Annotated in this window: 22 protein-coding genes; 10 read left to right on the top strand and 12 right to left on the bottom strand. The window is 37.2% G+C overall.

Features of this window, described 5'->3' with window-relative positions:
* Nucleotides 1-7: 7 nt before the first annotated feature.
* Together cysQ and nudE are read right to left on the bottom strand one after the other, a co-directional pair.
* The gene (gene cysQ, locus FNN08_RS11570; protein WP_185962642.1) at nt 8-835 is read right to left on the bottom strand and encodes a 3'(2'),5'-bisphosphate nucleotidase CysQ; all 828 of its coding nucleotides are present in this window, start codon (nt 833-835) and stop codon (nt 8-10) included.
* Nucleotides 835-1395 carry an ADP compounds hydrolase NudE gene (gene nudE / locus FNN08_RS11565; RefSeq protein ID WP_143585908.1) on the bottom strand — a complete coding sequence of 187 codons (561 nt, stop codon included), beginning with the start codon at nt 1393-1395 and terminating at the stop codon, nt 835-837. The genes cysQ and nudE overlap by 1 nt, the downstream gene beginning before the upstream one ends.
* Nucleotides 1396-1585: 190 nt before the next feature.
* Here nudE and yrfG point away from each other — a divergent pair, with 190 nt between their 5' ends.
* Together yrfG and FNN08_RS11555 are read left to right on the top strand one after the other, a co-directional pair.
* Entirely contained in the window at nt 1586-2266 is a 681-nt protein-coding gene (gene yrfG / locus FNN08_RS11560; protein WP_143585906.1) for a GMP/IMP nucleotidase, read from the top strand.
* A 1-nt stretch (nt 2267) separates the two neighbouring features.
* On the top strand, nt 2268-3167 hold the full coding sequence (locus FNN08_RS11555; RefSeq protein ID WP_260679334.1) for a patatin-like phospholipase family protein: 900 nt from the start codon (nt 2268-2270) through the stop codon (nt 3165-3167).
* Nucleotides 3168-3255: 88 nt separating this feature from the next.
* On the opposite strand, the gene FNN08_RS11550 is transcribed toward FNN08_RS11555, so the two are convergent.
* From FNN08_RS11550 to coaBC, 5 genes are all read right to left on the bottom strand, one after another.
* Nucleotides 3256-4035, bottom strand: coding sequence for a hypothetical protein (locus FNN08_RS11550; RefSeq protein ID WP_260679333.1), 780 nt, complete (start codon nt 4033-4035; stop codon nt 3256-3258).
* Nucleotides 4036-4165: 130 nt separating this feature from the next.
* Entirely contained in the window at nt 4166-5626 is a 1461-nt protein-coding gene (locus FNN08_RS11545) for an aminoacyl-histidine dipeptidase (RefSeq protein WP_143585902.1), read from the bottom strand.
* A 106-nt stretch (nt 5627-5732) separates the two neighbouring features.
* Complete coding sequence (gene slmA / locus FNN08_RS11540; RefSeq protein ID WP_143585900.1) at nt 5733-6317, bottom strand: nucleoid occlusion factor SlmA; 585 nt, start codon at nt 6315-6317, stop codon at nt 5733-5735.
* Between the two features lie 36 nt (nt 6318-6353).
* Nucleotides 6354-6824 (bottom strand): dUTP diphosphatase, encoded by a 471-nt coding sequence (gene dut, locus FNN08_RS11535; protein ID WP_143585898.1) that lies wholly within the window; start codon nt 6822-6824, stop codon nt 6354-6356.
* Nucleotides 6808-8019, bottom strand: coding sequence for a bifunctional phosphopantothenoylcysteine decarboxylase/phosphopantothenate--cysteine ligase CoaBC (coaBC, locus tag FNN08_RS11530; protein WP_143585896.1), 1212 nt, complete (start codon nt 8017-8019; stop codon nt 6808-6810). Before coaBC ends, dut begins: the two co-directional genes overlap by 17 nt.
* A 133-nt stretch (nt 8020-8152) precedes the next feature.
* On the opposite strand from coaBC, the gene radC reads away from it, so the two are divergent.
* The 3 genes from radC (at nt 8153) to rpmG (ending at nt 9509) form a co-directional block, all read left to right on the top strand.
* Nucleotides 8153-8827: a RadC family protein gene (gene radC, locus FNN08_RS11525; protein ID WP_143585894.1), complete on the top strand. Its 675-nt coding sequence runs from the start codon at nt 8153-8155 to the stop codon at nt 8825-8827.
* 278 nt (nt 8828-9105) lie between these two features.
* Complete coding sequence (rpmB, locus tag FNN08_RS11520; protein ID WP_033078276.1) at nt 9106-9342, top strand: 50S ribosomal protein L28; 237 nt, start codon at nt 9106-9108, stop codon at nt 9340-9342.
* A gap of 11 nt (nt 9343-9353) precedes the next feature.
* Complete coding sequence (rpmG, locus tag FNN08_RS11515) at nt 9354-9509, top strand: 50S ribosomal protein L33 (protein WP_033078277.1); 156 nt, start codon at nt 9354-9356, stop codon at nt 9507-9509.
* A gap of 72 nt (nt 9510-9581) precedes the next feature.
* Here the strand turns inward: rpmG and FNN08_RS11510 are convergent, their stop codons facing one another.
* Nucleotides 9582-10178: a LysE family translocator gene (locus tag FNN08_RS11510; protein WP_143585892.1), complete on the bottom strand. Its 597-nt coding sequence runs from the start codon at nt 10176-10178 to the stop codon at nt 9582-9584.
* A 101-nt stretch (nt 10179-10279) separates the two neighbouring features.
* On the opposite strand from FNN08_RS11510, the gene FNN08_RS11505 reads away from it, so the two are divergent.
* Nucleotides 10280-10729: an Lrp/AsnC family transcriptional regulator gene (locus tag FNN08_RS11505; RefSeq protein WP_143585889.1), complete on the top strand. Its 450-nt coding sequence runs from the start codon at nt 10280-10282 to the stop codon at nt 10727-10729.
* 75 nt (nt 10730-10804) lie between these two features.
* Nucleotides 10805-11620 carry a bifunctional DNA-formamidopyrimidine glycosylase/DNA-(apurinic or apyrimidinic site) lyase gene (gene mutM / locus FNN08_RS11500; protein ID WP_143585888.1) on the top strand — a complete coding sequence of 272 codons (816 nt, stop codon included), beginning with the start codon at nt 10805-10807 and terminating at the stop codon, nt 11618-11620.
* Nucleotides 11621-11664: 44 nt separating this feature from the next.
* Here mutM and coaD read toward each other — a convergent pair whose 3' ends face one another.
* Entirely contained in the window at nt 11665-12159 is a 495-nt protein-coding gene (gene coaD / locus FNN08_RS11495; RefSeq protein ID WP_143585886.1) for a pantetheine-phosphate adenylyltransferase, read from the bottom strand.
* Nucleotides 12160-12363: 204 nt separating this feature from the next.
* Here coaD and FNN08_RS11490 point away from each other — a divergent pair, with 204 nt between their 5' ends.
* Complete coding sequence (locus FNN08_RS11490) at nt 12364-13026, top strand: TetR/AcrR family transcriptional regulator (protein ID WP_143585884.1); 663 nt, start codon at nt 12364-12366, stop codon at nt 13024-13026.
* Here FNN08_RS11490 and FNN08_RS11485 read toward each other — a convergent pair.
* Together FNN08_RS11485 and waaA are read right to left on the bottom strand one after the other, a co-directional pair.
* Nucleotides 13023-13763, bottom strand: coding sequence for a 3-deoxy-D-manno-octulosonic acid kinase (locus FNN08_RS11485; protein ID WP_260679332.1), 741 nt, complete (start codon nt 13761-13763; stop codon nt 13023-13025). The genes FNN08_RS11490 and FNN08_RS11485 overlap by 4 nt on opposite strands.
* A 30-nt stretch (nt 13764-13793) precedes the next feature.
* Nucleotides 13794-15077 carry a lipid IV(A) 3-deoxy-D-manno-octulosonic acid transferase gene (gene waaA / locus FNN08_RS11480; RefSeq protein WP_143585882.1) on the bottom strand — a complete coding sequence of 428 codons (1284 nt, stop codon included), beginning with the start codon at nt 15075-15077 and terminating at the stop codon, nt 13794-13796.
* 212 nt (nt 15078-15289) lie between these two features.
* On the opposite strand from waaA, the gene FNN08_RS11475 reads away from it, so the two are divergent.
* Both FNN08_RS11475 and fghA read left to right on the top strand, forming a co-directional pair.
* Nucleotides 15290-16408, top strand: coding sequence for an S-(hydroxymethyl)glutathione dehydrogenase/class III alcohol dehydrogenase (locus FNN08_RS11475; protein ID WP_143585880.1), 1119 nt, complete (start codon nt 15290-15292; stop codon nt 16406-16408).
* Nucleotides 16409-16420: 12 nt separating this feature from the next.
* Nucleotides 16421-17284: an S-formylglutathione hydrolase gene (fghA, locus tag FNN08_RS11470; protein WP_143585879.1), complete on the top strand. Its 864-nt coding sequence runs from the start codon at nt 16421-16423 to the stop codon at nt 17282-17284.
* Nucleotides 17285-17330: 46 nt separating this feature from the next.
* Here fghA and FNN08_RS11465 read toward each other — a convergent pair whose 3' ends face one another.
* Nucleotides 17331-17762, bottom strand: coding sequence for an Lrp/AsnC family transcriptional regulator (locus FNN08_RS11465; RefSeq protein ID WP_143585876.1), 432 nt, complete (start codon nt 17760-17762; stop codon nt 17331-17333).
* Between the last annotated feature and the right edge of the window lie 28 nt (nt 17763-17790).

Raw genomic sequence — 17790 nt, 5'->3', positions numbered from 1 at the left:
AATTTCCTTAAAAATCTCTTTCACAACGGTGTTTTATTATAATTTCGGTCCATGGAATGTCGACATTGCCAAGACCAATAAAATCTGGATTCATTAGGCTTTCACGCTTATTGTAAGAAAGCGAATTTAGCTCGCTATCCATAATCGTACCACCGGCTTCTTCTAAAATGCAGTGACTCGCTCCAGTATCCCACTCACCTGTTGGACCTATACGTAAATAGCAATCGGTAATACCTTCCGCAATTTGACAACTTTTTAGTGAACAACTACCAAGTGGAATATGATTATATTGATAATCATCATTTAAATATTGAGCCATAACGCTAATTTTTTGCCTGCGGCTTACTCCCACATTTAGTGCTCGTTTGCCATCGTAGTCGGCAACTTTAATTTGAACAACTCCTTGCTCGCTTTCTTTAAACGCCCCCTCTCCTTGCTCTGCAAAGTAAGTCATGTTGTGCGCTGGAGCATGAATAACACCGATAACCGGCCAGTTATTTTCAACCAAAGCAATATTTACAGCAAAATCTCCGCTACCGGCAATAAACTCACCCGTTCCATCAATAGGATCAAGTAACCAATACCTTGGCCAATCAACTCGTTGTGCGAGTGTTAAGTTATCACTTTCTTCTGAAATAATCGGAATATTAGGAGTCAATCGCGTAAGTTCATCGACGATAATTTTATTGGCAGCAAGATCCGCACTTGTTACTGGAGAGTCATCGCTTTTGGTATATTCCTCAAAATCACCTTGATCATAGAAACGCATTACCTCAACACCGGCTTTTTTAGCAGTGCTAATGGCAATATCTAATAATGTTGTGGCTTCAGTCATTATTCACCCTTAAGTAAATCAATTGCGAGCATCAATGCTGAAATACTACGAGCTTCAGTAAAATCAGGTTGTGCTAATAAACTTTTATAATCACTGAGTTTCCAGTGCACTATTTCAAGCGGCTCTGGCTCATCACCTTGTAGCCTACTTGGGTAAAGATTTTTTGCTAAAAACAGATCCATTTTGGCATTAAAAAAAGCAGGAGCTAATGATACTTGCTGTAAAAATGTAAGCTCATGTGCAGCCATGCCAACTTCTTCTTGCAACTCTCGATTAGCTGCAATATTAGGTTCTTCGCCAGGGTCAATCAAACCTTTAGGAAATCCTAGTTGATAATTATGTGTGCCTGCGGAGTATTCTCTAATAAGTATTAATGTATCATCATCAAGCATAGGTACAACTAATACAGCACCTCGACCACCGCCTTTTATTTTTTCAAAGGTTCTTAATTCACCGTTACTAAACTTTAAATCGACTTCTTCAACAGCCACTAAACGGCTACGTGCGACTTCTCTACAAGCTAATATTTCCGGTAATGTTAGCTTTTCTGACTTTTCCATATTATCGATTACCTAAAGTTTAGCGTATATATATTAAATAATTGAAGAATAATGCCATTGGTAATTATTCTTCCTTTGCAATAAAGCTCGTTTATATTAGCTAAACAAATTTATAAAAGCATTGACTAATAGCATTGGCTCAATAGGTATAATATACTCATTTCGTTCATAGTTTTACAGGAAAAGTTCAATGTTTGATTGGTCAAAAATTCATACCGTCCTATTAGATATGGATGGCACATTGCTTGATTTACATTTTGACAATCATTTTTGGATGGAACATCTGCCTAAAAGGTACGCTGAGCAGAATAATTTAAGCCTTATTGATGCGCAAAAATTTCTAATTCCTCAATTTGAAAAAGTCGCGGGCACAATTTCTTGGTACTGCCTAGATTATTGGGTTGAACAGTTAAACTTACCTATTGCCGAATTAAAAAAAGAAATTCAACATTTAATCAAGCTACGTGACGATGCTCATGACTTTCTTATCGCCTTACAAAATTCGGGCCGAGAAGTGATATTAGTTACTAATGCCCACCCCGATAGCCTGTCTTTAAAAGTAGAAAGAACGCAATTGCATAAGTATTTCGATCAATTGATTTCAACCCATCAGTTTGGTGTGACCAAAGAATCGCAGCTACTTTGGCAACGTTTGCAAAAACACTTAGACTTTGACAATGAAAGTACTTTATTTGTCGATGACTCCCTACCTATTTTACAATCTGCTCAGGATTTCGGCATTAACCATATCCTTGCAGTGGCAAACCCTGATAGCCAACAAGCAGCACGTGAAATTAATCAATTTAAATCAATCACTGATTACTCTATATTAGTAGACGATATAAACAACAACCCATTTATTAAAATCTAATATGACAAAAATGAAAAAACACAATAAAACGGTATCTTTAGTACTTGGTAGCGGCGGAGCAAAAGGTCTAGTTCATATAGGTGTGATTCGCTGGTTAATAGAAAATGGTTATCAAATTAAATCTATTTCGGGTTGTTCAATTGGCGCATTAGTTGGTGGTATTTATGCCGCAGGTCAACTCGATGAGTTAGAAAAGTGGGTACGTGCTATTTCAAAGTTTGATTTAATGACCCTACTTGATTTGTCTTGGGATAAAGGCGGCTTTATTAAAGGCGACAAGGTAATTAATGAGTTGACCAAACTAGTTGGAAGTCAAAACATTGAAGATTTAGCTATCAAATTTACGGCCATTACCACAGACATTGATAATGAAAAAGAAATTTGGATCCAAGATGGTGATTTATTCCAAGCCATCCGTGCTTCAATATCAATACCTATGGTATTTACCCCATATAACTTTAAGGGTAAGCGTGTACTCGACGGCGGTATTTTTAACCCTGTACCTGTGGGGCCAACTTTTGTCGATCATAACGATCTAACAATTGCCGTTAACTTAGGTGGTCGCCCGCAATATGAAACCAAAAAACGTAAAAAAAATATAAAAAAGATTCGTGAATTAAGCCTTTCACCCTTTAAAAAACGTATCACTCGTTTTCTTACTCGATTGATTAAAGCTAATGGTAAATCAACGCCAAACTGGGATGCATTTGAAGTAGCTAACCAAGCTGTAGATGCAATGCAAAGCCAAATTGCTCGTCATCGTTTGGCCGCGGCTTCACCAAATTACCTACTTGAATTTCCTCGTAACCTTTGTGGTACACTCGAGTTTAACCGAGCAGCAGAGTTAATTGATTTAGGCTATCAAAAAGCCGAAGAGATGCTAAAAGACGCACACAAATAAAAAAGCCTAACAATAAAATTGTTAGGCCTCTTATCTAGTCAAACTTAGCGTTTATTTTATACCGATTAATTCAGCAAAAGGCGCTAGTTTAGAACTGGTAGTTAACTTCTACGCGGTGGTTACCATCGCTAAAATCAATATTTTCTGACCAGTTAGCAAAGTAACGCACGTTCATACGTGGAGTTATTTGGTAAGACGCTGCAAATTCATGCGTTAATACAGCATCATCACCTTCCATACCAAACTCTTTGTAGTTTTCAGAGCCAGATAAAGTTTTAGTGAAGAACGGGTTATAGTTTAACCAAATTTTATCGGTAAGAGTCATTTTTGAGTACATACCAACAGTAGTATAAGTACCCATTACCGAGTAACCACTATCAATAGTTCCATCATCTTCTATAACATCATTACCAAAAGCAACACCAGCACCTAATAGTGGGAAAAACTGGAACATACCCATTTTAGGTAGAGCTTGCATTAGGTTGTAACCAGCAGAGCCAGTTTCGCTATCAACATTATAAGTCATGTCAATTTGCGTACCACGACCATTAACAGTGTTTAATTCAAAATTACGAAAACGGAATGAATCAATTGAATTATCTTTTGAGTTATTACCATCCCAACCAAGAGCTTCACCACCAACACCCATGATCTCAACAACATTCATACCCATTTTTGTTGGGTTTCCTGTATCGTAAGATTCACCGTATTTAAAGTTTAAACCTTTGTTAGTAACACCTACACCACCTTGTGTATAAACAGCAGTTGGGTCAGACATATCTTGAACTTCTTTCTCTTCTGCCGCAGAAACGGCTGCAGCTACTGGTAGTAATACACTAGCAAAAGCAATTTTTTTCATCATATTCATAAATAAACCTTAAATTTTATAACACTTCATAATGTTTTAATGTGCATATTTTATATGCAAATAGGCTGTGCGGATAATGAATTATTTGACAAAACCATTATGCACACAGGTAATATTTCTAGATTCTTGACTAAGCTTTAGCAGGTATATTTTTTAATACTGCGGTAAGCAACTGCCAATATTGAGCAACAGTAGCAATCTCAACCTTTTCATCCGGTGAATGTGGAAACTTAATTGTTGGGCCAATAGATACCATATCTAAATTAGGGTATTCTGTTTTAAATAAGCCACATTCAAGCCCTGCATGGATAACCATTATTTCAGGTAACTTATTAAAGTTTTGCTGATAAGTATCACGTACAATATTCATAATTGCAGAATCTGTACTTGGCTTCCAACCTGGGTAGGTACCAGAAAATTCGACTTTAGCGCCAGCTAAACTAAATACTGACTCAACCATTTCTTCAGTTTCGATACGGCCATCATCATGCAAGCTTCTAATTAAGTTTAAGGCAACGAATTTAGGGCCTTTGCAACGCAGAACACCTAAATTTAACGATGTTTCAACTACGCCTTCAATATCATCACTCATACGCATAACACCATTAGGGCAAGCGTTAAGGGCGGATAATATTTTAGACTGACATTGTTTAGTCCACATTTGCTCAAATGTTTCAGGCTGAATAAGTAACATTGAAACATTTGGTTCAACGGCTTTTAAGTTCTCTTTAATGGTTGCCACATAATTATCTAAGGCCGCTTTTAAGCCCGCAACATTAGCTTTTGGCATAACAAAACTTGTATTAGCTTCTCGCGGTATGGCATTACGTAAGCTACCACCATTTAATTCAGTTAACTGAATGTCAAACTCTTTGCTCGCTTGCAATAAAAAGCGCACTAAAAGCTTGTTTGCATTAGCACGGCCAGTATGAATATCAACACCTGAATGACCGCCTTTTAAGCCAGATATAGATAAGTTAAATGACTCATAATCGCTTGGCACATCTTCATTTTCTAATGTAAAGGTTGCACTTGCATCAACACCGCCTGCACAGCCCATGTAAACTTCACCTTCTTGTTCAGAGTCGGTGTTAATTAAGATCTCTCCATCTAACCAACCAGCCTCTAAACCAAAAGCACCACTCATGCCTGCCTCTTCGTCAATAGTAACTAATACTTCAAGAGGGCCATGCTCTAAGTCATCACTAGCAAGTACGGCTAATGCAGATGCTAATCCGATACCGTTATCAGCACCTAATGTTGTACCTTCTGCTGTTACCCATTCACCATCAATATAAGGCTTAATAGGATCAGTTAAAAAGTCATGTACTGTATCTGAATTTTTTTGTGGAACCATATCCATATGCGCCTGTAAAATCACGCCTTTGCGATTTTCCATGCCTTGTGTTGCTGGCTTTTTAATAAATAAATTACCAACTGCATCTTCTTTAACACTCAGGCCTTGCTCTTTCGCCCAAGATTGGATCCACAAAGATATTTTTTGTTCATGTTTTGATGGGTGTGGAATACTACAAATATTGGCAAATATTTGCCATAAACTAGACGGCGCTAGTTGACTTAAATCGTTCATGGAAATGCTCTCTAAATATAAAAAAAGGCTAAGAATCAAATCCTAGCCTGAATTGTTTTTTATGTGAGGGCTAAGTTTTTGTTATCAACCCTCTTTTATTCGGCAGTTAACAGCCTGCCATTAAAAACTGCCATTGTTCATTAAAGTTTTCACTTGGTTTTTTATCAAAACCAGAACGTACATATTGACTGATCTTACCTTCACAAAACGCTAAAATAATATTTGCTAAAGCTAATTCATTAATAGGGAAGTTTTTACCTTCACGTAACTTGCGCTCACGTAAAATTTGTTTAAATTGAGTTTCTAGCTTTTCAAATAATTGATGCACGCGCGCACGTAAACGCTCATTTTCACCAACAAGTGCATCACCAGCTAAAATACGGCACATGCCAGGGTTGCGTTCAGCAAATACTAATATAACGTGTGATATATGATGACATCGGATCAAGGTTTCTTTTTGATCATTAAGAATTAAGTTAATACGAGAAAATAATGATTCCTCAATATACTCGATTAAGCCCTCAAACATTCTCGCCTTCGAAGGAAAATGGCGATATAAAGCAGCTTCTGAAAAGCCAACTTCAGCGGCAAGCTTAGCCGTAGTGATGCGTTGACCTGGACTGGTTTCAAGCATGTGAGCCAAACATTCAAGTATTTGTTGACGACGATTTGGTTTTTGATTTTCTGACATTTATATTATTTCTTTTTTCAATTGTTTCTGTATTGATTAGCTACCGGTGTGACCAAAGCCACCTTGACCTCGGCTGGTGGTTTCAAAACTATGTACTATATCAAAGCTAGCTTGTACGACAGGTAAAAACACCAACTGAGCAATTCTATCACCTGGTGCGATAGTATAGCTTTGCGTGCCTCTATTCCAACAAGATACCATTAAAGGTCCTTGATAATCGGCATCAATTAAGCCAACCAAATTGCCTAAAACAATACCATGTTTATGACCTAAGCCTGAACGAGGTAAAATAGTGGCACATAATTTAGGATCTTCTATGTAAATTGAAATCCCTGTTGGCAATAATTGCGTTTCACCCGGTTCAATAGTTAACTCTGTCGCTAAACATGCGCAAAGATCTAAACCTGCAGAGCCAGGGGTAGCATAACTAGGTAAAGGAAATTCATTACCAATTCTATGATCAAGTATTTTTAGTTTTATCGGGTGTTTATCAAGATCTGCTATCATCATTCATCCTTTCGTTGATATTCACAACTAACTGCGTTGCTAATTCCTTTTTGCTGGTTAATGGTAAATCTATACTGCCATTACTCCAATAAAGCGTTAATGCATTATCATCACTATTAAAACCTTGCCCTTGAGTAGCAACATTATTAGCAGCAATCATATCTAAATTTTTCTTGGCCAATTTACCTTTTGCATAATGTTCAACATCTTGAGTCTCTGCAGCAAAGCCAACAGTAAACGGCTTTCCAGAAAGCTTAGCAACATCGGCAACAATATCAGGGTTTTTAATAAGTTCAATGCTCATTGCATCTGCTGACTTTTTAATTTTTTGATCTTTAATATCGGCAACGCGGTAATCAGCAACAGCTGCACAGGCAACAAATACAGTGGCATCAGCAGCTAAGCTTAATGCCTGTTGATGCATTTGCTCTGCACTTTGTACATCAACTCTACTGCAGCCATCTGGCGTTGTTAAATTAACCGGGCCGGCAATAATAGTAACATCAGCTCCTGCCTTACTCGCCGCAGCGGCAATAGCAAAGCCCATCTTTCCAGAGCTATGATTTGATATATAGCGCACAGGATCAATGGCTTCTCTAGTTGGCCCAGCAGTAATAACCCACTGTTGACCTGATAAAGATTGAGTTGGTTGGCTAAAGAAATCACAGCAATGTTGCACTAACTCATCTGGTTCAATCATTCGGCCAAAACCGACATCACCACAAGCTTGTTCGCCAGCACCAGGTCCCCAAACAGCAATCCCCATCGCATTGATAAGCTGCATATTTGCTTGTGTTGCATGTGCGTGCCACATTTGTTGATTCATTGCAGGAGCAATAGCGATAGGCGCTGCTGTTGCTAAACAAATGGTAGTAAGTAAATTATCCGCCATACCTGCAGCAATTTTAGCAATTGTATTTGCAGTCGCTGGTGCAATAAGTACTAAGTCAGCCCATTTGGCTAATTCTATGTGCCCCATTGCCGCTTCAGCTTCAGGGTCTAACAAAGAATCACTTACCGGATTTCCTGAAACTGCTTGTAAAGTTAATGGCGTAATAAAGGCTTTACCACCCGTTGTCATTACCACGCGTACATTGGCACCTTGGTCTTTTAGTCTACGGATCAGCTCAGCACTTTTATATGCAGCAATACCACCAGTAACGCCTAAAACAATATTTTTATTCAGTAAAAACATTATCACCTGCTAAAATTTACTTATACCTGTCGGTACGATGAATAATAAGTGTCGCTAAGATAACACGTTATCGTAATTAAATTAAATAGTTAATACTTACTATCGCTTAATAACTAACCATTGCAAGGAAGCAATTATGTTAAAAGATTGGCCTATCCAAGAACGCCCCCGGGAAAAACTTCTTAATAAAGGTGCACACAGCTTAAGTGACGCCGAATTATTAGCAATATTCTTGCGCACAGGAGTCAAAGGTATCAATGTCGTCGACTTATCAAGGCAATTGCTAAAACACTTTGGCAGCTTACATGAAGTATTTTCTGTCGATTGTGAAATATTTTGCCAACAGTATGGCTTAGGTAAGGCAAAATATGTGCAACTTCAAGCATGTCTAGAAATGTCACGTCGCTATTTAGCCGCAAAACTAACTAAAGGTGATAGCTTAACGTCTTCTAGCCAAACAAAAGATTATCTAATTTCTGAGCTCAAACACGAAGCCCATGAAGTATTTGCCATTCTGTTTTTAGATAACCAGCACAATATAATATGTTTTAAAAAATTATTCTTTGGCACTATAGATGCGGCAACCGTTTATCCAAGAGTCGTTGTTGAGACTGCATTACGCTTCAAAGCTGCAGCAATAATACTTTCTCATAATCATCCATCAGGTATAGCAGAGCCAAGCTTAGCTGATAAGCAAATTACGCAACGTTTAGTCAAAGCATTAGCTTTAGTTGATATTAGAGTGCTTGATCATATTATTATTGCCGGTCATTTAACCTGTTCTTTAGCTGAAAGAGGCGATATGTAAAATTAATTTCTTTTACAAAGATTCTGCGTTTAGCAGTAAATAAGCTGATTTATTCATCAAATAGGCAATTATTTTGTTTTATTTAGTAATTTCCATTGGGATTTAGCTAAAAAAGACGTATAATCGCGCCAAATCGAAACAGCAGCTTAATTTCTAGCCGATAAAGCTTGATCATTTGAAAAGACGTATATATAATTTGCGACCTTTTTCAGGATCCCGTGGCGACGGCCTTGGGAACAAACAAACTCGAGCTGAAATATTTTTTTGGAGTGACTCAAATGTCTAAAATTTGCCAAGTAACAGGCAAGAAACCGATGGTAGGTAATAACCGTTCTCACGCGTTAAACTCTACACGTCGTCGTTTTTTACCAAACCTACAAACTCACCGTTTTTGGGTTGAAAGTGAAAACCGCTTTGTAAAATTACGTCTTACCCCTAAAGGTATGCGTATTATCGATAAAAATGGTATTGATTCTGTATTAGCAGATATCCGTGCCCGTGGCGAAAAGGTTTAAGGAACTAAATTATGCGCGATAAAATTCGTTTAGTTTCATCTGCCGGTACTGGTCATTTTTATACTACTGACAAGAATAAAAAGACTATGCCTGAAAAGATGGAAATCAAAAAGTTTGATCCGAAAGCTCGCAAGCACGTGATCTACAAAGAAGCTAAAATCAAGTAATTGATTTTCTTCTAATAAAAAACCTAGCTTTTAGCTAGGTTTTTTTTTGCCTGAGATTTCTCTAGGCTAGATTCACAACTCTAATAAAGGATAGAGTGATAAGACTAATAATAGAGCCATAGTTATATTAAAGACTTTTAGACGAATTTGGTTGTTCAGCATGCTCTGCATTTGTCTACCTAACATCACCCAACTACTTACCGAAGGCAAATTTATTAAGCCAAATATTGCCGCGACTATTATCACCGCCTGCAAACTTTGTGACGGAGCATAAAGGCTAATAGCAGTAAGGGCCATAGTCCATGCCTTTGGGTTAACCCATTGAAAAAGAGCCGCTTGTATAAAGCTTAAAGGTTTAGAACCTTCACCCCCCTCTTCTACTGGCGCTCCAGCCTTAGCAATTTTATAGGCTAAATATAATAAATAACCAACACTTACTACTTTTAAAATACTATAGCTCGCTGGGAATTGATCAAATAATTTAATAATCCCTATTCCAACTAAAAACACCATCAGTGTAAATCCAATCCCTACACCTAAAGCATGAGGGATTGTTCGTTTAAAGCCAAAATTTGCCCCCGAGGCCATTAACATTAAATTATTTGGACCGGGTGTTACCGAAGATACAAAAGCAAACATAACTAGTGCAGGGACTGTTTCGTAATTCATCACGGTTTCCTTATCAAAAAAACATAAAACAACAATACACCACACAAAGCAAAATTAATGTGCTAATTTAAAGGTATAAAACACCACATAAGCAACAAACAATGAAATTAGATCGATTTAACCAACAAATATTGCAAGAATTGAAATTAAATGCCCGTATATCAAACTTAGAGCTCGCCGATAAGATAGGTTTATCTCCTTCTGCATGCTTAAGAAGAGTACAAGAATTTGAACGTACAGGAGTTATCAAAGGCTATAGAGCCGTATTTGATAATGAATTACTAGGAAATGGATTTGTTGCTTACGTTAGTGTTGGTTTAGGAGAGCACACTAAGTGTGCGCAAAAATCATTTGAGCAAGGCATAATTTTAGCGGATGAGGTTAGAGAGTGTCATAATGTTACTGGAACTTTTGAATATTTACTTAGAGTTGAAACCAAAGATTTAAAGACCTATAAAATATTTCACTCCGATGTACTCGGTGTACTACCACAAGTAAATACCATAACGACACACGTGGTGATGGATTCACCTAAAGATGATCGAGCTTAGTTTAAGATAATAATATCAAGTTGATCTGACCCCCTTGATTTGCAGTATACTAATTAAAAAATTATCGAGTTTTTTATGCCTGAGTTACCAGAAGTAGAAGTATGCCGTCTAGGTATAACCCCACATGTATTAAATCAAACAGTGACCGACGTTGTTGTTCGTAATAGCAAAATGCGCTGGCCGATCACGCCAACCATTGATGAGATATGCGGCGAGGAAATTGTCGCAATCAGTCGCCGAGCAAAATATCTATTACTTAAAACGGGCAAAGGCACTCTTGTTTTACATTTAGGTATGTCGGGCACCATTCGGGTTATAGATAAAAATTGCGAAGTTGCGAAACATGATCACTTTGATTTAGTACTTAGCACTGGCGTAGCCTTAAGGCTTAATGATCCTAGACGATTTGGCGCAGTATTATGGGTAACTGATGATATTAACGAGCATCCATTACTAGAAAAATTAGGGCCTGAGCCACTGCTTGATGATTTTAATGATGGTTATTTATTTACTAAGTCTCGTAAAAAAACAGTGCCGATCAAAACCTTTTTAATGAATAACCATATCGTCGTTGGTGTCGGTAATATTTATGCTAACGAGGCGCTATTCCAAGCAGGTATATTACCTACAGCTATTGCCGGTAAAGTCAGTAAAAAGAGATACGATGCGTTAACGGTCATTATTAAAGATGTATTAGCAAAGGCGATAGCGCAAGGTGGCACTACCTTAAAAGACTTCACTCAAGCTGATGGCAGACCTGGCTACTTTGCGCAATCATTACAGGTATATGGACGTGGTGGTGAAAAATGCGTGCAGTGTGAAACTATATTAGAAGAAATAAAGCAGTCAGGACGAGCTTCAGTATTTTGTCCTAAATGCCAAAAAGCCTAGCTTAAGACTAGGCTCTAAATACATTCTAATATGGGAATGATTAGCTACTTATTGGCTTTATTAAATATTATTTGATCTAATAAGCCCTTCACGTGAGGGTGAACAAATTCACTTACATCACCGCCATGTAATGAAACTTCTTTTACTAAGGTTGAAGAGATAAAAGAATTTTCTTCCGCAGGAGTTAAAAAAACGCTTTCTAATTCAGGGTATAGACGACGATTCATATTGGCTAGCTGAAATTCATATTCAAAATCTGATACTGCACGTAAACCACGTATAAGTACATTTGATTGGGTTTGTTTGGCAAAGTCGACTAATAAGCCACTAAAGCCTTGGACCGTAACATTATCAAGATGAGCGGTGATTTCTGTGATCATTTCAACTCTATGAGCTAAATCAAATAGCGGCTTTTTGCTCGGACTAGCCGCAACACCAACAATGACATTTTTAAATAACTGTGAAGCTCGTTCAATTAAATCTAAATGGCCATTAGTAACAGGATCGAACGTACCTGGATATATTGCTCTATTATTCATATAAATGTTTTTCAAATTCTAATTATGCTCCTATTTTAGCTCCCTAGCACAACATTGCAAAGCATTGATGTAAAACCTTTTTTGATCTAGTTAGTGAAATGTTAAAAAAAATATTAAAGTAAATACTCAAAACACTTCCACTTTGCTCTATTTTGATAGTATGATGATTTTATTAATATCAAAAGGAAGTAGGTTTCATTGGTAATGAAAACAAGAGAAAAAATAATACACGCCAGCATTGAGCTGTTTAATGAAAAGGGTGAACGCAACATCACTACTAACCATATAGCATCTCATTTAGGCATAAGTCCGGGTAATTTGTATTATCATTTCCGTAATAAAGAAGACATCATTTATGCTATTTACAGTGAATATGCAGATGATTTAATTTCTCGTTTTCAAACCTTATCTGAAACCATTAATCCGTTAGATAGTATCTTAAGATACATGGATATTGTATTTCAGCTAATTTCTAAATTCCGTTTCTTTTATAGTAACTTACCCGTTTTATTAAGTAAGAACCCAGCATTGAAAAAACGCTATAGTGAAATTCAAAGGGAAATTATCAAAAAAGTATTAGCCATGTTAGTTTCGTTAAAAGAAGAAAATATTCTGAATATAAAAGACGAAGAACTAGACGACCTAACCTGTTTATTGAGGATCACTACTACTTTTTGGTTAAGCTATTTACAAACTCAGCATGATGAACCAAAAATTGACGATTCAAACCTATATGACGGCCTACTTAAAATATTCGCACTTTTAAGTCCATACGTTACAGATAATGCCCGCCCAGATTTTGAGAAAGCTCGTTCTCATTACCGAGCGCTTGAACAAAAAGCACTAGAGACACAAGTTACAGCTTAACAGTTATAACCTTGCATCAATAATTGCCAGTGCCTTTCATGCCAATGAAACACTGGCAATTTTTTTACTTCTTTATTAAATGAACGTAATAGACGTTGCATATTATTATGTTGCCAAGGTCCTGCTTTAGGCATTAACTTGCCCTGGTCAAAATCAATCAGCCATACCTTATTGTCACTATCGACCATGATATTGTGGGCATTTAAATCATGGTGATAAATATTTTTTTGGTGAAATAACTTAATAGTGCGCCCTATCTCTAGCCAAAGCTCATCAGGTAACTCAGTTCGAGTTAACAAGCCAACTAAATCAGTCGCCCCTGGAATCAGCTCTATTAGGATATCCCCCTGATACCAAAGCCCATTGCGAGTTACTTTAACTGCAACTCCTGTTGGCGCAGGTAACTGCATTGCTTGCATTTGATTAAGCAAAGCGAACTCTTTTGCTGCTCGAGTATTCATTATGCCGGTAAAGAAATAGCTATCATTAATTAACTTACCGATTAAGCCACCACGGTAATAATGTCTCAGCACCATATCGGTTACAGGATGTTTAACAAACCAAGCAGTACCACGCCCTACTGCGCTACCTAAAATAGCATCACGCTCCTGCCAATAAGCACTAGTGAACATCTCTTTGCAAAAGTCGGGTAATAATTCAGGACAGTATAGACACGTGACATTGCCTTCTTTTGCAATATTCAATGATGACTGTTTAACAAAATTATTTAATTTCAACTTAGCAGGCCTTAATTATGGTTGGTTAGATTAACTATTTATTAATGAAGCTAAACGCTCCACAGTTTTTTGCGTTGCACCCTGATTATCCAAAACAACTGATAAAGCATTTTCGCCTAGTAATTTTGCTTTACTGGCATCATTTAATAGTTTGTCAATTTGCCTTGCTAAATCATCATTCGAGGATAACTGTACAATACCATTTGCAGCTAATAACTTAGCGTTCATATCTTTAAAGTTGGCCATATTAGTGCCAACTATAATGGGTTTAGCAAATAAAGCCGGCTCTAATGGATTGTGACCACCAATATCCGAAAAGCTACCTGCAACAATACAAATGTCACTTAAAGCATAACAGGCAAATAATTCACCTAAAGTGTCGATAACCCAAACATCGGTTTGTTTTTCAATTTTTTGTTTTGAACTACGCTCAACGGTATTAAAACCTTGGGCTTGACAAAGCTGTACAACACTAGAAAAACGCTCGGGATGACGTGGCACAATTGCCATTAATAAATCTGGAAAATCAATTTTTAACTGTTTATAGGCAGCAAGCATTTGCTGCTCTTCACCTTGATGGGTACTACCAACTACAAGTAGTTTTCGAGTTGTATCGATATACTCCTTTAACTCTGCGACTTTATCTTCCATCGCTTTAGTTATGGCGATATCGTATTTTAAATTTCCACTTGTTGTTACTAAATCAGGCTTGGCGCCCATCTCAATAAAGTGCTGAGCATTATCTTCACTTTGACACAAAATTGCTGAAAACTTATTTAACGTTGGCGAGATTAACCAACTAAGTTTTTTATAACTCTTTAATGATTTAGCCGACAACCTCGCATTAATAAGCAGTAATTTAACATTCGATTTATAACAGCGCTGAATTAATGTCGGCCACAACTCAGTTTCCATTAACACTACAGCTTTAGGTTTTAGTAACTTAAAAAATAAATGCACACAAAATGAAATATCTAATGGCAAGTAGCAATGCTGTACGCGATTAGAAAATGACTTAACCACTTGCGCAGAGCCGGTTGGCGTAAATGTGGTTACAGTAATAGGTAAATCAGGATATTTAATTAGCAATTGTTCAATAAATGGCTTTGCCGCGATAACTTCACCAACACTCGCCGCATGCACAATTATACCGCCAGGTTTTAAATAAGAAGGAACCCAACCAAAACGTTGACTTAAACGTTGACGATATTCTTTATGGTTGATTGAACGCAGTAAAAATACAATTACTAACACAGGTGTGAGCAATAAAATAAGTAACTGGTAAAGTCTTAAAGATAACTTTTCTTTATTCAAAATAATTTCGCTTAAACATAACTTACCCGAATTATACCGCGCTAATCCTCTATTACAATCAGACACTTAATTTCATTTGGGTTAAATCAAATAATGCACTATCCTATTTAAACTAATAGTAATGCCAATTTCATCAATTTATTTTCAGAGCATTACGAATGAACTATATGAAACTACAATATAAATTTTCCCTTCCAACATAGGATATTTTCATGATCAAATCTCGTGCAGCAGTCGCTTGGGGCCCAGGTAAGCCTCTTACAATTGAAACCGTTGATGTAGCACCTCCTAAGGCAGGCGAAGTATTAATAAAAGTCATTGCTAGTGGCGTTTGTCATACCGATGCATTTACTTTATCAGGCGAAGATCCTGAAGGTATCTTCCCGTGTATTCTTGGTCATGAAGGCGGCGGTATTGTTGAGCAAATAGGCGAAGGTGTAACATCTGTCGCTGTTGGTGACCATGTTATTCCTCTGTACACACCAGAATGTGGCGAGTGTAAATTTTGTTTATCAGGCAAAACTAATTTATGTCAAAAAATTAGAGAAACTCAAGGTAAAGGCTTAATGCCAGATGGCACAAGTCGATTTTCATTAAATGGTGAAACTATTTTTCATTATATGGGCACCTCCACATTTTCTGAATACACTGTACTTCCTGAAATATCACTAGCAAAAATTAATAAAACAGCTCCTCTTGAAGAGGTCTGTTTACTTGGTTGTGGCGTAACAACCGGCATGGGCGCAGTATCTAATACCGCCAAAGTTGAAGCGGGAGATACAGTGGCAATATTTGGCCTTGGCGGTATTGGCTTATCTGCGGTAATTGGCTGTGATATGGCAAAAGCTGGTCGAATTATTGCTATTGATATTAATGAATCTAAATTTGAGCTAGCTAAAAAACTTGGCGCCACAGAATGTATTAATCCAAAAGATTATGACAAGCCTATTCAAGAAGTAATTGTTGAGTTAACCGATGGCGGTGTTGATTACTCATTTGAGTGTATTGGTAATGTCGATATTATGCGCTCAGCGCTAGAATGTTGTCATAAAGGCTGGGGCGAATCAGTAATTATTGGCGTTGCCGGTGCAGGGCAAGAAATCAGTACAAGGCCTTTCCAGTTAGTTACCGGACGCGTGTGGCGCGGCAGTGCATTTGGTGGCGTTAAAGGCCGTAGTCAATTACCTGAATACGTTGACCGTTATTTAGCAGGTGAGTTTAAGTTAGATGATTTTATTACCCACACTATGGGCTTAGATAAAATTAATGAAGCCTTTGATTTAATGCACGAAGGCAAAAGTATTCGCTCTGTTATTCACTTTGACAAATAAGGTTTATTGTTAATGAACACGCAATTAACTTTAATCAGTGAAAATAAAATATTTGGTGGTTGGCATAAACGTTTTAGCCATCAAGCAACGAGTACTCAGTGCGAAATGACCTTTGCCGTTTATTTGCCACCACAAGCTAAAACGCAAAAAGTACCGGTTTTGTATTGGCTTTCTGGCTTAACCTGTAATGATGAAAACTTTAGCCATAAAGCTGGAGCACAGCGTATTGCAGCTGAATTAGGCATGGCCTTAGTTATGCCTGATACTAGCCCGAGGGGTAAAGATGTACCTGACGACGTAGATGCAAACTATGACTTTGGCCTTGGCGCGGGTTTTTATCTAAATGCCACACAAGAGCCTTGGAATAAACATTATCATATGTATGACTATGTAGTTGATGAATTACCAGCGCTATTAGAAGATAACTTTAATGTTTCTAATAAAAAAGCTATCTCTGGCCATTCAATGGGAGGGCATGGCGCACTAACGATTGCCTTTAAAAATCCAAACCAGTATGCATCAGTTTCGGCCTTTTCACCTATCACTAATCCAATGAATTGTCCTTGGGGAGAAAAGGCATTTAGTAACTATTTAGGTGATGATAAAACGAGTTGGCAGCAGTACGATGCATGTTATTTATTAAAGCAAGACAAACCTAGTTTACCCATTCTTATTGAGCAAGGGTTAGCTGATAATTTCTTGGCTGAGCAACTTAAGCCAGAAGCAATAGAGCAAGCGGCCAAGCAAGCGGCCAAGCAAGCCAAGGTGAACATACAGCTAAATAGACAAGAAGGTTATGATCATAGCTACTTTTTTATTGCCAGTTTTATTGAGCAACACTTAAGGTTTCATTGGCAACATTTAAGCAAAAATTAACTCGTATACTAAGCTGATAGCAAGTATAAACCTCTTATATTTGTTATCAGTCTCTTTCAAATATTGAGTCTAGAATAATAGAAGAGTTAGTGCGTTCTACCCCTTCCATATTACAAATATCTTCTAATATTGCGGTAAGTGATTTTAATGACTGCACTTGTAGCACAATTAATAAATCATATTCACCACTGATCGAATAAATATTGGTGATTTGGTGGATCTTTCTTAACGCTATTGATACTTTTTTTCTTAAATTAGGCTTAACTTTTAACGATACATTTGAGGTAATTAAATCTTTGCTATAATCACCTCCTAAAGTAACCGTGTACGACTTTATAACTTGGTTATTTTCGAGTTTATTAATACGGTTCTGTATTGCCGTCCTTGAAACATTTAACGCCCTAGCTATATCAGAAACGCTCGCTCGAGCATTACTTCGCAATATAGATAATAATTCTTCATCTTTTTCAGAAATCATCAAACAACTCTTATTATAAAAACAGCAA

Source organism: Thalassomonas sp. M1454 (assembly GCF_007097525.1).
In the GTDB taxonomy this organism is placed as follows: domain Bacteria; phylum Pseudomonadota; class Gammaproteobacteria; order Enterobacterales; family Alteromonadaceae; genus Thalassotalea_A.
The sequence above is the reverse complement of the archived record's forward strand: the minus strand, read 5'-3'. Positions and strand labels throughout refer to the sequence as shown.

Coding starts and splice junctions, on each gene's coding strand:
- cysQ (WP_185962642.1), bottom strand. CDS start 835: ATGACTGAAGCCACAACATTATTAGATATTGCCATTAGCACTGCTAAA.
- nudE (WP_143585908.1), bottom strand. CDS start 1,395: ATGGAAAAGTCAGAAAAGCTAACATTACCGGAAATATTAGCTTGTAGA.
- yrfG (WP_143585906.1), top strand. CDS start 1,586: ATGTTTGATTGGTCAAAAATTCATACCGTCCTATTAGATATGGATGGC.
- FNN08_RS11555 (WP_260679334.1), top strand. CDS start 2,268: ATGACAAAAATGAAAAAACACAATAAAACGGTATCTTTAGTACTTGGT.
- FNN08_RS11550 (WP_260679333.1), bottom strand. CDS start 4,035: ATGAATATGATGAAAAAAATTGCTTTTGCTAGTGTATTACTACCAGTA.
- FNN08_RS11545 (WP_143585902.1), bottom strand. CDS start 5,626: ATGAACGATTTAAGTCAACTAGCGCCGTCTAGTTTATGGCAAATATTT.
- slmA (WP_143585900.1), bottom strand. CDS start 6,317: ATGTCAGAAAATCAAAAACCAAATCGTCGTCAACAAATACTTGAATGT.
- dut (WP_143585898.1), bottom strand. CDS start 6,824: ATGATAGCAGATCTTGATAAACACCCGATAAAACTAAAAATACTTGAT.
- coaBC (WP_143585896.1), bottom strand. CDS start 8,019: ATGTTTTTACTGAATAAAAATATTGTTTTAGGCGTTACTGGTGGTATT.
- rpmB (WP_033078276.1), top strand. CDS start 9,106: ATGTCTAAAATTTGCCAAGTAACAGGCAAGAAACCGATGGTAGGTAAT.
- rpmG (WP_033078277.1), top strand. CDS start 9,354: ATGCGCGATAAAATTCGTTTAGTTTCATCTGCCGGTACTGGTCATTTT.
- FNN08_RS11510 (WP_143585892.1), bottom strand. CDS start 10,178: ATGAATTACGAAACAGTCCCTGCACTAGTTATGTTTGCTTTTGTATCT.
- FNN08_RS11505 (WP_143585889.1), top strand. CDS start 10,280: ATGAAATTAGATCGATTTAACCAACAAATATTGCAAGAATTGAAATTA.
- mutM (WP_143585888.1), top strand. CDS start 10,805: ATGCCTGAGTTACCAGAAGTAGAAGTATGCCGTCTAGGTATAACCCCA.
- coaD (WP_143585886.1), bottom strand. CDS start 12,159: ATGAATAATAGAGCAATATATCCAGGTACGTTCGATCCTGTTACTAAT.
- FNN08_RS11490 (WP_143585884.1), top strand. CDS start 12,364: ATGAAAACAAGAGAAAAAATAATACACGCCAGCATTGAGCTGTTTAAT.
- FNN08_RS11475 (WP_143585880.1), top strand. CDS start 15,290: ATGATCAAATCTCGTGCAGCAGTCGCTTGGGGCCCAGGTAAGCCTCTT.
- fghA (WP_143585879.1), top strand. CDS start 16,421: ATGAACACGCAATTAACTTTAATCAGTGAAAATAAAATATTTGGTGGT.
- FNN08_RS11465 (WP_143585876.1), bottom strand. CDS start 17,762: ATGATTTCTGAAAAAGATGAAGAATTATTATCTATATTGCGAAGTAAT.